The organism is Variovorax sp. CAN15 (genome assembly GCF_030462475.1).
Taxonomy (GTDB): domain Bacteria; phylum Pseudomonadota; class Gammaproteobacteria; order Burkholderiales; family Burkholderiaceae_C; genus Variovorax.
Genome location: NZ_JASMRZ010000114.1, coordinates 1 through 13,189, shown reverse-complemented (window position 1 = coordinate 13,189; position 13,189 = coordinate 1). Strand labels below are relative to the sequence as shown.

The following is a 13,189-nucleotide window of genomic DNA, read 5'->3' as shown; positions in this document are numbered from 1 at the left end:
GTCCAGTCCGCAAGCCACAGCCCGCCTTTTCGGCGCCATGCCCATCGAGTTGGAGAGCCATGCCGCATTCGACCAAGCCTGAAACCGTGGTGCACGAGTTCATCCTGGGCGGCCAGAAGAGCGGCAAGTCGCGCCGCGAGCGCGTCGAGGCTGGCCACCGCGCCTTGCTCCAGGGCCGGCACGCCGCTGCCGCACATCGCCATCACGCATATGGCGGCGTCGCGTCCAAAGATGCGCGTGTAGCGCCGAGCCTCCGCGGCCTCGGTGCGGGCTGCCGCCAGGATGCCGTGCGCAGTGAGATTGCGTTCCAGAAGTGCGAGCGAAGCTTGCGAACAGCTTTCGATCAGCGCGATAGCGGGGGCATCGAGGTCGGTCATGGGGTCCTTCGTGACTTCAGGCACTCCTTTTTAGCAACCCCCCGCCGGCGGGATGTAGGCGCACTCCTGCCTGGCGGCCGTTAGCCCAGGCTTCCGCCGATACGGGCAGCTCTCCGACAAGGCGAGTGGGCGCAGACCGTAACCACGGCCCGGCCGGTGCTCGCAGATTGGAGTGGGTCAGGCGAGAACAGGCAAATCGGGGTCGGTCCACTTCGATACAGGTTCCGCCGGTCTTCAGCGAAGGAGCGCGGGTGCCGTCGAACGAAACACGCCAGAGCGGGCAGGACGCCTACCTTTTCCGCGAGGGAACGCATTCCCGGTTGCATGAGTTTCTGGGCTGCCACCCGGACTCCGGCGGCGGTGCCAGTTTCGCGGTCTGGGCGCCCAACGCGGATTCCGTATCGGTGGTGGGCGACTGGAACTACTGGTCCGGCGCCGCCGATCCCTTGCAGCCCGCGGCCGACGGAACCGGTATATGGAGCGGCCACGTCCCGAATGCCGCGATCGGCCACACCTACAAATACCGGATCCGTTCGCGCCACGGCGGATACACGGTCGACAAGGCCGACCCCGTCGCCTTCGCAGCCGAGCTGCCGCCCGCCACGGCCTCGCGCGTCTGCGAGCTCTCGTACACATGGGGCGACGCCGAATGGATGGCCGATCGCGCCCGGCGCAACGCGCTCGATGCGCCGATGTCGGTCTACGAGGTGCACCTGGGTTCCTGGCGCCGCGAGGACGGCCGCTTCCTGGGCTACCGCGAGATCGCCCACCAGCTGGCGGCCTATGTGGCCGAGATGGGCTTCACGCACGTGGAGCTGATGCCCGTGACCGAACACCCGTTCTACGGTTCCTGGGGCTACCAGACCACCGGCTATTTCGCGCCCACCGCGCGCTACGGTTCGCCGCAGGACTTCATGTACCTCGTCGACCACCTGCACCAGCAGGGCATCGGCGTACTGCTCGACTGGGTGCCTTCGCACTTCCCGACCGACGAGCATGGACTGGCGTACTTCGACGGCACGCACCTGTACGAGCACGCCGACCCGCGCCAGGGCTTCCACCCGGAGTGGAACTCGAGCATCTTCAACTACGGCCGGCCGGAGGTGCGCAGCTTTCTCGTGTCGTCCGGCCTTTTCTGGCTCGACCTGTACCACGTCGACGGCCTGCGGGTGGACGCGGTGGCGTCGATGCTCTACCTCGACTACGCGCGCGGCCCCGGCGGCTGGGTGCCCAACCGCCTCGGCGGACGCGAGAACCTGGAGGCCATCGACTTCCTGCGGACGCTGAACCGCGCCGTCTACCGCGAGCACCCCGACACGCTCACGGTGGCCGAGGAATCGACCGCCTGGCCGCGCGTATCGCGTCCCACCGACATGGACGGCCTGGGCTTCGGCGAGAAATGGAACATGGGCTGGATGCATGACACGCTCGCCTACATGAAGGAGGAGCCGGTGCACCGCAAGTACCACCACCACAAGCTGACCTTCTCGCTGGTGTATGCCTTCCACGAGAACTTCGTGCTGCCGTACTCGCACGACGAGGTGGTCCACGGCAAGGGCTCGATGCTGGGCAAGATGCCGGGCGACAACTGGCAGCAGTTCGCCAACCTGCGCGCGCTGTACGGCTTCATGTGGGCGCACCCGGGCAAGAAGCTGCTGTTCATGGGCAGCGAGTTCGGCCAGCGCCGCGAGTGGACGCACGACGGCGAGCTCGAATGGTGGGTGAGCGGGCTCGAAGGCCACGCGGGGCTGCAGCGGCTGGTGTCGCAGCTCAACCGCGTCTATCGCGCGTCGCCCGCGCTGCACCGGCTCGATTTCTCGTCCGCCGGTTTCGAATGGCTGGCGGCCGACGAGGCCGAGCTGAGCGTGTTCGCATTCCTGCGCAAGGCGGGCGACGGCAGCCCGCCGCTCCTGGCGGTGAGCAACATGACCCCGGTGCCGCGCACCAACTACCTGCTGGGCGTGCCGCTGGGCGGGCGCTGGTGCGAGGTGATCAACACCGACGCCACCGAGTTCGGCGGCTCGGGCTGGGGCAATTTCGGGGGCGTCGAGGCGGCGCCCGTGGGTTCCCACGGACGCAGGCAATCGGTGTGCCTCACCTTGCCGCCGCTGTCCACGCTGATTCTGGAGCACCGGCCTTCATGAAGAACATTTTCTCGACCAGGCACACCGCCAACGACTCCGCCGCGACCATCGGCCCGGAGGCAGACCCGGGGCACGGCGATGTCCGCGCGGTCATCGACGCAGTGCTCCCCGCCATCGACAACGGCCGCTTCGCCGCCAAGTGCGTGGCCGGCGAGCGCGTGGCGGTGCGCGCCCATTGCTTTACCGACGGCCACGACGTGTTGCGCGTGCAACTGTGCTGGCGCGCGCAGGAACAGGCCGAGTTCCGCGAGGTGCCCATGAAACCGCTGGGCAACGACGTGTGGGAGGCCTCGTTCTCGCCGCCCTCGGCGGGGCGCTATCTCTACACCGCGGTGGCCTGGGTCGACCCCTTCGATTCCTGGCGCCACGAGATGTCCCGGCGCGTGGAACTGGCCGACGTGCGCGTCGCCGCCCAGGTCGGCGCGCTGGAAATCGCCGCGGCCGCCACCCGCGCGCAGGGCGAGGACCGCGCCGCGCTCCAGCGCTGGGCGACAGAGCTCGACGCGACCGCGGCGAATCCCGGCACGGACGTCGCCGCGCTGAAGGCGCTCGCACTCGACGAGGAATACGCCGTGCTCGCCCGGCGGCATCCAGATCGCCGCCGTGCGGTGCGCCATCCGGTGGAACTGGCGCTGGTGGCGGACCGGGAGCGCGCGCGCTTCAGCACCTGGTACGAACTCTTCCCGCGCTCGGCGGGCGCCGAGCCCGGCGTGCACGGCACCTTCAGGGACGTCGAGGCGCGCCTGCCGGCCATCGCCGCGATGGGCTTCGACGTGCTGTACTTTCCGCCGATCCATCCCATCGGCCGCATCCAGCGCAAGGGGCCCAACAACTCGCTGGAGGCCGGCCCCAATGACGTGGGCAGCCCCTGGGCCATCGGCGCGGAGGAGGGCGGGCACAAGTCGATCCTGCCGGCGCTCGGCACCGAGGAAGACTTCCGCCGCCTGCTCGCGCGCGCGGCGGAGCACGGCCTGGAGATCGCGCTGGACATCGCCTTCCAGTGCGCGCCCGACCACCCCTACGTGAAGGAGCACCCCGACTGGTTCCGCTGGCGGCCCGACGGCACGGTGCAGTACGCCGAGAACCCGCCGAAGAAGTACCAGGACATCTATCCCTTCAACTTCGAGTGCGAGGACTGGCGTGCGCTGTGGGCCGAACTCAAGAGCGTGATCGACCACTGGATACGGCAGGGCGTGCGCATCTTCCGCGTGGACAACCCGCACACCAAGGCCTTCCCGTTCTGGGAATGGGCCATCGGCGAGGTCAGGCGCGAGCACCCCGATACGATCTTCCTCGCCGAGGCCTTCACGCGGCCGAAGGTGATGCACCGGCTCGCGAAGCTGGGCTTTTCGCAGTCGTACACCTACTTCACCTGGCGTACGACGAAGCAGGAGCTGCAGGAATACTTCACGGAGCTGTCGAGCGAGCCGGGCATCGACTACTTCCGCCCCAACGTATGGCCCAACACGCCCGACATCCTGCACGAGCAGCTGCAGTCCGGCGAGCCGGCGGTGTTCATGTCGCGGCTGGTGCTGGCCGCCACGCTCGCGGCCAACTACGGCATCTACGGACCGGCCTACGAGCTTCGCGAGCATCTGCCGCGCAGTCCCGGCAGCGAGGAATACCTGGATTCCGAGAAATACCAGCTGCGCCACTGGAACCATGACGACCCCGCCAGCCTCGCGCCCTTCATCGCGCGGGTGAACCGCATCCGCCGCGAGAACCCGGCCCTGCAGTGGGACCGCACGCTGCGCTTCCTGCACATCGACAACCCGCAGCTCATGGCCTATGCGAAGAGCTCGGCCGACGGCGCAAACGTGGTGGTGACGGTGGTCAACCTCGATCCGCACAACGTGCAGGAAGGCTGGGTGGGCCTGGAGCCCGCCAGCGTGGGCGTGAACCCGCCCTCGCGCGCCTTCCAGATGCACGACCTGCTCAGCGGGCAGCGCTTTCAATGGCAGGGTGACTGGCACTACGTGCGGCTGGATCCGCGCAGCGTGCCCGCCCACATCTTCGTGGTCCGCAGGCGCCATGGCGACGAGCGCGACTTCGACTACTTCCTGTGAGGCCGCCCGCACATGAACGCACCCGTCTCCCACATCGCGCTCGAGACCGTAGAGATCGACAACAGCGACGACCCGCTGTGGTATCGCGACGCGGTGATCTACCAGCTCAACGTCAAGGCCTTCTTCGACTCCAACAACGACGGCATGGGCGACTTCAAGGGCGTCACCGCCAAGCTCGACTACGTGAAGGAGCTGGGCGTCAACACCATCTGGCTGATGCCCTTCTACCCCTCGCCGCTGCGCGACGACGGCTACGACATCTCCGAGTACGAGGACGTGCACCCGCAGTACGGCACGCTGGACGACTTCCGCGAGATGCTGGCCGAGGCGCACAAGCGCGGCCTGCGGGTGATCACGGAGCTGGTCATCAACCACACCTCCAGCGACCACCCGTGGTTCAAGGCCGCGCGGCTCGCGCCGCCGGGCTCGCCCGAGCGCAATTTCTACGTGTGGAGCGACACCGACCAGATCTACCAGGGCACGCGGATCATCTTCACCGACACCGAGACCTCCAACTGGACCTGGGATCCGATCGCCAAGCAGTACTACTGGCACCGCTTCTTCAGCCACCAGCCCGACCTGAACTTCGACAACCCGGAGGTGATGGAGGCCATCTTCAGGACCATGCGCTTCTGGCTCGACATGGGCGTGGACGGCTTCCGGCTCGACGCCATTCCCTATCTGGTGGAGCGTGACGGCACCAGCAACGAGAACCTGCCCGAGACGCACGCGGTGATCAAGCGGCTGCGCGCGGCCATCGACGCGCAGTACAAGAACCGCTTCCTGCTGGCCGAGGCCAACATGTGGCCCGAGGACGTGCGGGAGTACTTCGGCGACGGCGACGAGTGCCACATGGCCTATCACTTCCCGCTGATGCCGCGCATGTACATGGCCATCGCCCAGGAAGACCGCCACCCGATCGTCGAGATCATGGCGCAGACGCCCGACATTCCCGAGGGTTGCCAGTGGGCCATCTTCCTGCGCAACCACGACGAGCTCACGCTGGAGATGGTCACCAGCAAGGAGCGCGACTACATGTACACCATGTACGCGGCCGACATGCGCGCGCGCATCAACCTGGGCATCCGCCGGCGCCTCGCGCCGCTGATGGAGAACGACCTCGACCGCGTGAAGCTCATGAACGGCATGCTGCTGTCGATGCCGGGCTCGCCCATCATCTACTACGGCGACGAGATCGGCATGGGCGACAACGTGTTCGTGGGCGACCGCAACGGCGTGCGCACGCCGATGCAGTGGGGCCCCGACCGCAATGCCGGCTTCTCGCGCGCCGACCCGCAGCGCCTGTACCTGCAGCCCATCATGGACCCGCTGTACGGCTATGAGGCGCTCAACGTGGAAACGCAGGCGCGAGACAGCAGCTCGCTGCTGAACTGGACCAAGCGCATGCTCGCCGTACGCAAGACCAGCCACGCCTTCGGCCGCGGCAAGCGGCGCTTCCTCAAGCCGGGCAACCGCAAGATCCTGGCGTACCTGAGCGAGTACGACAGCGACGTGATCCTCACCGTGTTCAACCTCTCTCGCGCGGCGCAGCCGGTGGAGCTTGACCTGTCGGAGTTCAAGGGCTTCGTGCCCATCGAGATGCTGGGGCGCTCGCCGTTCCCGCCCATCGGCGAGCTGCCGTACCTGCTCACGCTGGCCTCGTACGGCTTCTACTGGTTCAAGCTCACGGCCGAGGCCGATGCGCCCAGCTGGCACCAGGAGGGCGTGGCGCTGCAGGAGTGGCCGACGCTGGTGCTGTTCGACGGCTGGACCAGCTTCTTCCGCGACCGCGTGATGCCGTGGCGCATCGGCATGTCGGAGCGCATGCGCAACCAGTTCGAGCTGGAGACGCTGCCGCGCCACATCGAGATCCAGCGCTGGTACGCCTCCAAGGGCACCGCCATCCAGCGCGCGCGGCTGGCCGACAACGCGGTGTGGGAAGTGAACGGCCTGAGCTGGCTGCTGCCGCTGCTCGAGCTCGACGGGCCGCCCGGCGGCGCCACCTACTTCATGCCGCTGGCCCTCGCCTGGGAAGAGCGCGACGAGGAGCGCATGGCCGGCGTCGCACAGGCCGCGCTCGCCAAGGTGCGCCAGCAGGCGCAGGTCGGGCTGATGGGCGACGCCTTCTACGACGAGGCCTTCTGCCGCGAACTGGTGCGCGGCATCGGCAGGGGAGGCGAGCTGCCGACGGCAAATGGCAGACTGGTCTTCCGGCCCACGGCCGCTTTCGCCGAGGCCATGCCGGACGTCGACGCGCTGCCCGTCGGACGGCCCAGCGGCGTGAGCAGCAACACGGTGGTGACGCTCGGCGAGACGCTCTTCCTGAAGGGCTACCGCCACCTGCACGAGGGCATCAACCCCGAGCTGGAGATGGGCCGCTTCCTTACCGAGGTGGCGCACTACCCGCACTGCGTGCCGGTGCTCGGCGCGCTCGAATACATGGCCGCCGACGGCCGCACCATGACACTCGCGATGGTCCAGCGCTACGTGGCGAACCAGGGCGACGGCTGGGACTACACGCTCGGCTACCTGGAGCGCTTCCTGCGCGACGTGGCCACGTCGGACGGCGATGCCGATGCGCCTGAGGTGGCCGCGGTGCACGGCGGCTTCCTCGCGCTGATGGCGACACTGGGGCGGCGCACGGCCGAACTGCACGAGGCGCTGGCCTCGCGCACCGGCTCCGCGGCCTTCGACCCCGAACCGCTCACCGCCACCCATGCCGCCGGCTTCAAGGCGCGCGCGAATGCCGATGCGGCCGCCACGCTGGAAATGCTGCGCGAGCGCTTCGATCTGCTGCCACCCGCCGCCCAGACCGACGCGCGCACGCTGCTGGACGCCGGCGAGGCGCTGCGCGCGAGCATCGACGCCAGGCGGCCGGCCGAAGGCGGCGGCATCAGGAGCCGCTACCACGGCGACTATCACCTCGGCCAGGTGCTGGTGAAGGACAACGACTTCGTCATCATCGACTTCGAGGGCGAGCCCGCGCGCAGCTTCGAAGAGCGCCGTATGAAGGGCTCGCCGCTGCGCGACGTGGCGGGAATGCTGCGTTCCTTCAACTACGCGCGCTGGTCGGCGCTGCGCCGCGTGGCCCAGAGCCCGCAGGAGGCCGAACGCCTCGCCGGCCCGGCCATCGCCTGGGAGCAGGCCACGCGCGATGCCTTCCTGGCCGGCTACGGCCTGGCGCTGGATGGCGAGCTTCTTGCTCTCTTCGAACTGGAGAAGGCGCTGTACGAGCTGCGCTACGAGCTTGGCAACCGCCTCGACTGGGTGCAGGTGCCGCTGCACGGCGTGCTCGCGCTGGTGCGGCCCGGCCGCGGCTGAATCCCCAAGCCAACCTAGCCAAATCAAGGGAACTCCACCATGGAAAACTTCGGCATTCACCTGGAGCCGCTGCGCGCCATCCTCTACCAGGTCGGCGCCTTCATTCCCCGGCTGCTGGTCGCGCTGGTGGTCGTGCTCGTCGGCTGGCTCGTGGCCAAGGCGGCACGCTTCGCGGTGACCAAGGCGCTGCGCGCCGTCAACTTCAACGTGCTGACCGAGCGCGCCGGCCTCGACAACTTCCTGCGCCAGGGCGGCCTGGCGGGCGACACGAGCAGCCTGTTCGGCGTGCTTGCCTACTGGCTGGTGATCCTGGCGTCGCTGCTCATCGCCTTCAACGGCATGGGGCTGAGCTACATCGCCGACCTGCTGGGGCGCATCGTCTGGTTCGTGCCGAACGTGTTCGTGGCGCTGCTGGTGCTGGCCTTCGGCTCGTACTTCGCGCGCTTCGTGGGCGATGCGGTGGCCAGCTATTTCCGGGGCGTGAAGATGCAGGACGCGGCGCTCTTCGCCAAGGCCGCGCAGTACGCGGTGATGGCCTTCGTGATCCTGATCGCGCTCGACCAGGTGAAGGTGGGCGGAGACATCGTGCGCGAGAGCTTCCTGGTGATCCTCGCGGGCGCGGTCTTCGCCCTGGCGCTGGCCTTCGGGCTGGCCGGGAAGGACTGGGCCAAGTCGTGCATCGAACGCTGGTGGCCGAAGGAGGCGCGGGATGTCCGGGTGCAGCCGCCGATGCCTGCCGCGCCGCCGAAGCCCGTACCTCCGCCCACCGTCACCGGCACCGGCACCGGGCCCTACGGGCGGCCGGATGACGATCGCCCGCCGCGGTGAACGCCGGGCCTCGCTTTGCAACCTGCTCCTCCAACCTGCAACCACCGGATGACATCAAAGAACACAGGCAATCCCGCGATCACGGCCGTCTGGCCCGGCCGGCCTTACCCTCGCGGCGCCACCTGGGACGGGGAGGGCGTCAATTTCGCGCTCTTCTCCCAGCATGCCGAGAGGGTCGAGCTGTGCCTCTTCGACGACCGCGGCCGTCATGAGCTCCAGCGCATCCCCATGCGCGACCGCACCGACGGCGTGTGGCACTGCTACCTGCCCGAGGCGCGCCCCGGCCAGGCCTACGGCTACCGTGTGCACGGCCCCTACAAGCCCGAGGAGGGCCACCGCTTCAACCCCCACAAGCTGCTGCTCGATCCGTACGCGAAAGACCTGGTGGGCGAGCTGCGCTGGAGCGACGCGCTCTACGGCTACACGGTCGGCAGCAAGCGCGAAGACCTGTCGTTCGACCGCCGCGACAGCGCGCCGCTCATGCCCAAGGGCCGCGTGCTCGAAACCGCGTTCACCTGGGGCGAAGACCGCCGCCCCTCGATCCCGTGGCAGGACATGGTGATCTGCGAGATGCACGTGCGCGGCTTCACCATGACCCACCCCGACGTGCCGCCCGCGCTGCGCGGCACCTACGCGGCGCTGGGCTGCGCGCCGGTGGTCGACTACCTCAGGCGCCTGGGCGTCACCACCGTCGAGCTGCTGCCGGTGCACGGCTTCCTCAACGACCGGCACCTGTCGGAGCGCGGCCTGCGCAACTACTGGGGCTACAACACGCTGGCCTTCTTCGCACCCGAAATGCGCTACAGCGCCTCGGGCAAGGTGAAGGAATTCAAGACCATGGTGAAGACGCTGCACTCGGCGGGCATAGAGGTGATCCTCGACGTGGTCTACAACCACACCTGCGAGGGCAACCAGCTCGGGCCCACGCTGTCGATGCGCGGCGTGGACAACGCCTCCTACTACATCGTCAACGCCGACAACCGCCGCTACTACGACGACTTCACCGGCTGCGGCAACACCGTCAATCTGGAGCATCCGCACGCGCTGCAGCTGGTGATGGATTCGCTGCGCTACTGGGCCGAGGAGATGCACGTCGACGGCTTCCGCTTCGACCTCGCCTCGGCCCTGGCGCGCGAATCGGGCAAGGTGGAGAACCTCGGCGGCTTCTTCGACGCCATCGGCCAGGACCCGACGCTCAACCGTGTGAAGCTCATCGCCGAGCCGTGGGACCTGGGCCACGGCGGCTACCAGGTCGGCAACTTCCCGCTCGGCTGGGCCGAATGGAACGACCGCTACCGCGACGGGCTGCGCGGCTTCTGGAAGGGCGACGGCGGCCTCGTCGGCGAGCTGGCGCGGCGCGTCACGGGCTCGGAGGATCTCTATGGCTGGTCGGGCAAGCGGCCTACCGCCAGCATCAACTTCGTCACCGCGCACGACGGCTTCACCCTGCACGACCTGGTGTCGTACAACGACAAGCACAACGAGGCCAACGGCGAGGACAACCGCGACGGGAGCAGCAACAACATCTCGTGGAACTGCGGGGCGGAAGGCCCCACCGAGGACCCGGAGGTGCTGGCCCTGCGCGAGCGCCAGAAGCGCAACCTGCTGGCCACGCTGCTGCTGTCGCAAGGCGTACCCATGCTGCTGGCGGGCGACGAGCGCGGCCACACTCAACAGGGCAACAACAACGTCTACTGCCAGGACAACGAGCTGGGCTGGCTCGACTGGACGCCCACGCCCGAGCGGCTGGCGCTCGTGACCTTCGTCGAGCGGATGGTCGCGCTGCGCCGCGCGCATCCCTCGTTCCGGCGCCGTAGCTTCTTCGCGGGCCGGCCGGCGGAGGTGGAGACCGTGACCGACGTGCACTGGCTCAGGCCCGACGGCGCCGAGATGCGGCCGGAGGACTGGAACGACGCCAACGCGCGCTGCATCGCGATGTACCTTCCAGGCGGCGGCATCGTCGACCGGGGCGCGCGCGGCGAGGCGCAGCTGGACGACGACTTCCTGGTGCTGCTCAACGCCCACCACGACGAGATCGCCTTCACGCTGCCGCCGACTGCGCACGGCGCGTGGCGCCTGCTGGTCGACACAGCGAACACCGCGCCGCCGCTGACCTCGGAGGACGCGGCCGCGCACGCACCGGCGTGGAGCGAGCCCGCCTATCCGCTGCAATGTCGCTCGCTCGTGGTGTTGAGCCGGCCGGACGTGCGGCCATGACCATGAAACAGCACTGCACCAGAGCGGAGACGAATCGATGAGCACCCACGCACACCCTATGCCCTTCGGCGCCACCGTGCTGGCGCAGGGCGTGGACTTCGCCCTCTGGGCTCCCTCGGCCGAGTCCGTGGTGCTGGAACTCCGTGCGGCCGCAGGCGGCCGCGACGCCGTCGCACTGCCGATGGAACGTGACGCCCACGGCTGGCACAGGCTGTCGGTACCGAACTCGCGCCACGGCGACAGCTACGGCTTCCGCCTGCCCGATGGCACTCGCGTGCCCGATCCGGCCTCGCGCTTCAACCCCGGGGACGTGCACGCCCCGAGCGCGGTGGTCGATCCGCATCGTTTCGAATGGACTGACGACGCGTGGCGCGGCCGGCCCTGGGAGGAGGCGGTGGTCTACGAACTGCACGTGGGCACCTTCACCGACGAAGGCACCTTCGAGGCCGCGCGGCAGCGGCTGGAAGAACTCGTCGAGCTCGGCGTCACCGCCATCGAGTTGATGCCTCTCGCCGACTTTCCGGGGCGCCGCAACTGGGGCTATGACGGAGTGCTGCCGTTCGCGCCCGACGCCTCGTACGGCGCGCCGGACGACCTCAAGGCATTGGTCGACACGGCCCATTCGATGGGCCTGATGGTGTTGCTCGACGTGGTCTACAACCACTTCGGACCGGAGGGTAACTACCTGCATGCCTATTGCCCCGAGTTCTTCAACCCGGGCCATCGGACGCCCTGGGGCCCGGCCATCAATTTCGACGGTCCGGCGTCGCGCGCGGTGCGCGACTTCTTCATCCACAACGCCTGCTACTGGATCGAGGAATTCCGCTTCGACGGCCTGCGCATGGACGCGATCCATGCCATCCGCGACGAGACGAGGCCGMACATTGTCCAGGAGATCCGCCAGGCGCTCGATGCCGGACCGGCGCGCGGACGCCACGTGCACCTGGTGCTGGAGAACGACGCCAACCAGGCCTCGATGCTGATGCGCGACGGCCGCGGGATTCCGGTGGCGGGCACCGCGCAGTGGAACGACGACCTGCACCACGCCGTGCACGTGCTGGCCACCGGCGAGCGCGACGGCTACTACGCGGACTATGCGGCCGACGCAGTCTCCAGCTTTGCCTGCGCGCTGGCCGAGGGCTTCGTCTACCAGGGACAGTCTTCGGCCTTCCGTCGCGGCGAGCGCCGGGGCGAGCCGAGCACGCGGCTGCCGCCTCAGGCGTTCGTCTCCTTCCTGCAGACGCACGACCAGGTCGGCAATCGCGCCTTCGGCGAGCGCATCCATTCGCTGGGCGATCCGGTGCTGGTGCGCGCCGCGATGGCATGCCTGCTGCTTTCGCCGCACGTCCCGATGCTGTTCATGGGCGACGAATTCGCAGCCTCCACGCCGTTCCTGTACTTCTGCGACTTCGGCCCTGAACTCGCGAGCGCCGTCGCCCAGGGGCGGCGCGCGGAGTTCGGCGGCTTCGCGGCCTTCGCCGACGAGGCGGCGCGCGCGCGCATTCCCGATCCGAACGCCGAATCGACCTTTCTCGAATCGAAGCTGCGCTGGCGCGAGCGGGGCACGCGAGGGCATTTCGAGCGGCTGTGCGAGGTGCGGCAACTGCTCGAGTTGCGGCATCGCCTGATCGTGCCGCGGCTTGCGGGAATGTCCGCCGCCGGGGTCTACCAGTGCGAGAACGGCACGCTGCAGGTGAGGTGGGATCTCGGATCGGGGGGCCGGCTGCACCTGCTGGCGCATTTCGGCGGGCAGCCCGCGCTCGGCTTGCCGCTTCCGCCCGGAGAAACGATCCACAGCGAGGGCGCGAGGGTCGACCAGGGCTCGATGCGCCTCGAACGCGGCGCGGTGCAGGTGGCGGAGGATCCGCCGGGTGCCTGATAAAGAACAGGACCAGCCGCGGGCCGCAATGACAGACGAACTCGCGCGGCTGTGCGAACGCCACGGCATCGCCACCAGCTACTTCGACGCATTCGGCATGCGCCGCGAGGCCAGCGCGCGCAGCCTGATCGCGCTGCTGGCCGAATTGGGCGTGCAGCCCGGTGACGACGCGCAGCAAGCAGCCCGAGCGCTGCCGGCGGTGGTGGTCGTTCAGTTGCCGGTGGCCGGGTGGCCGGTGCGGCTGCGGCTCGCGCCCTCGGTCCGGCGGGTGCACTGGCGGATACGCGACGAACGCGGGACCGTGCTGGAAGGCGAGGGCGATGTCGGTGCCGACGAAGCAGCGCCGCGCGAGCGCAC

General features: G+C 68.7%; 7 protein-coding genes and 1 pseudogene. 7 read left to right on the top strand and 1 reads right to left on the bottom strand.

What is annotated here, in order from left to right; translation table 11 throughout:
* A pseudogene (locus QMO14_RS31265) lies at nucleotides 1–377 on the bottom strand (hypothetical protein); the annotation flags it as partial.
* A gap of 251 nt (nucleotides 378–628) precedes the next feature.
* On the opposite strand from QMO14_RS31265, the gene glgB reads away from it, so the two are divergent.
* The 7 genes from glgB to QMO14_RS31230 all read left to right on the top strand — a co-directional run.
* On the top strand, nucleotides 629–2,521 hold the full coding sequence (gene glgB / locus QMO14_RS31260) for a 1,4-alpha-glucan branching protein GlgB (protein ID WP_301511954.1): 1,893 nt from the start codon (nucleotides 629–631) through the stop codon (nucleotides 2,519–2,521).
* Nucleotides 2,518–4,587 (top strand): alpha-1,4-glucan--maltose-1-phosphate maltosyltransferase, encoded by a 2,070-nt coding sequence (locus QMO14_RS31255; RefSeq protein WP_301511953.1) that lies wholly within the window; start codon nucleotides 2,518–2,520, stop codon nucleotides 4,585–4,587. Before glgB ends, QMO14_RS31255 begins: the two co-directional genes overlap by 4 nt.
* A gap of 12 nt (nucleotides 4,588–4,599) precedes the next feature.
* Nucleotides 4,600–7,908: a maltose alpha-D-glucosyltransferase gene (gene treS, locus QMO14_RS31250; RefSeq protein ID WP_301511952.1), complete on the top strand. Its 3,309-nt coding sequence runs from the start codon at nucleotides 4,600–4,602 to the stop codon at nucleotides 7,906–7,908.
* A gap of 39 nt (nucleotides 7,909–7,947) precedes the next feature.
* Nucleotides 7,948–8,736 carry a hypothetical protein gene (locus QMO14_RS31245; protein WP_301511951.1) on the top strand — a complete coding sequence of 263 codons (789 nt, stop codon included), beginning with the start codon at nucleotides 7,948–7,950 and terminating at the stop codon, nucleotides 8,734–8,736.
* A gap of 48 nt (nucleotides 8,737–8,784) precedes the next feature.
* Nucleotides 8,785–10,953, top strand: a complete 2,169-nt coding sequence (gene glgX / locus QMO14_RS31240; RefSeq protein ID WP_301511950.1) for a glycogen debranching protein GlgX — start codon at nucleotides 8,785–8,787, stop codon at nucleotides 10,951–10,953.
* Nucleotides 10,954–10,990: 37 nt separating this feature from the next.
* Entirely contained in the window at nucleotides 10,991–12,832 is a 1,842-nt protein-coding gene (gene treZ, locus QMO14_RS31235) for a malto-oligosyltrehalose trehalohydrolase (RefSeq protein ID WP_301511949.1), read from the top strand.
* Between the two features lie 28 nt (nucleotides 12,833–12,860).
* Nucleotides 12,861–13,189: hypothetical protein (locus tag QMO14_RS31230; protein WP_301511948.1), on the top strand; the 329-nt coding region annotated here is incomplete at its 3' end.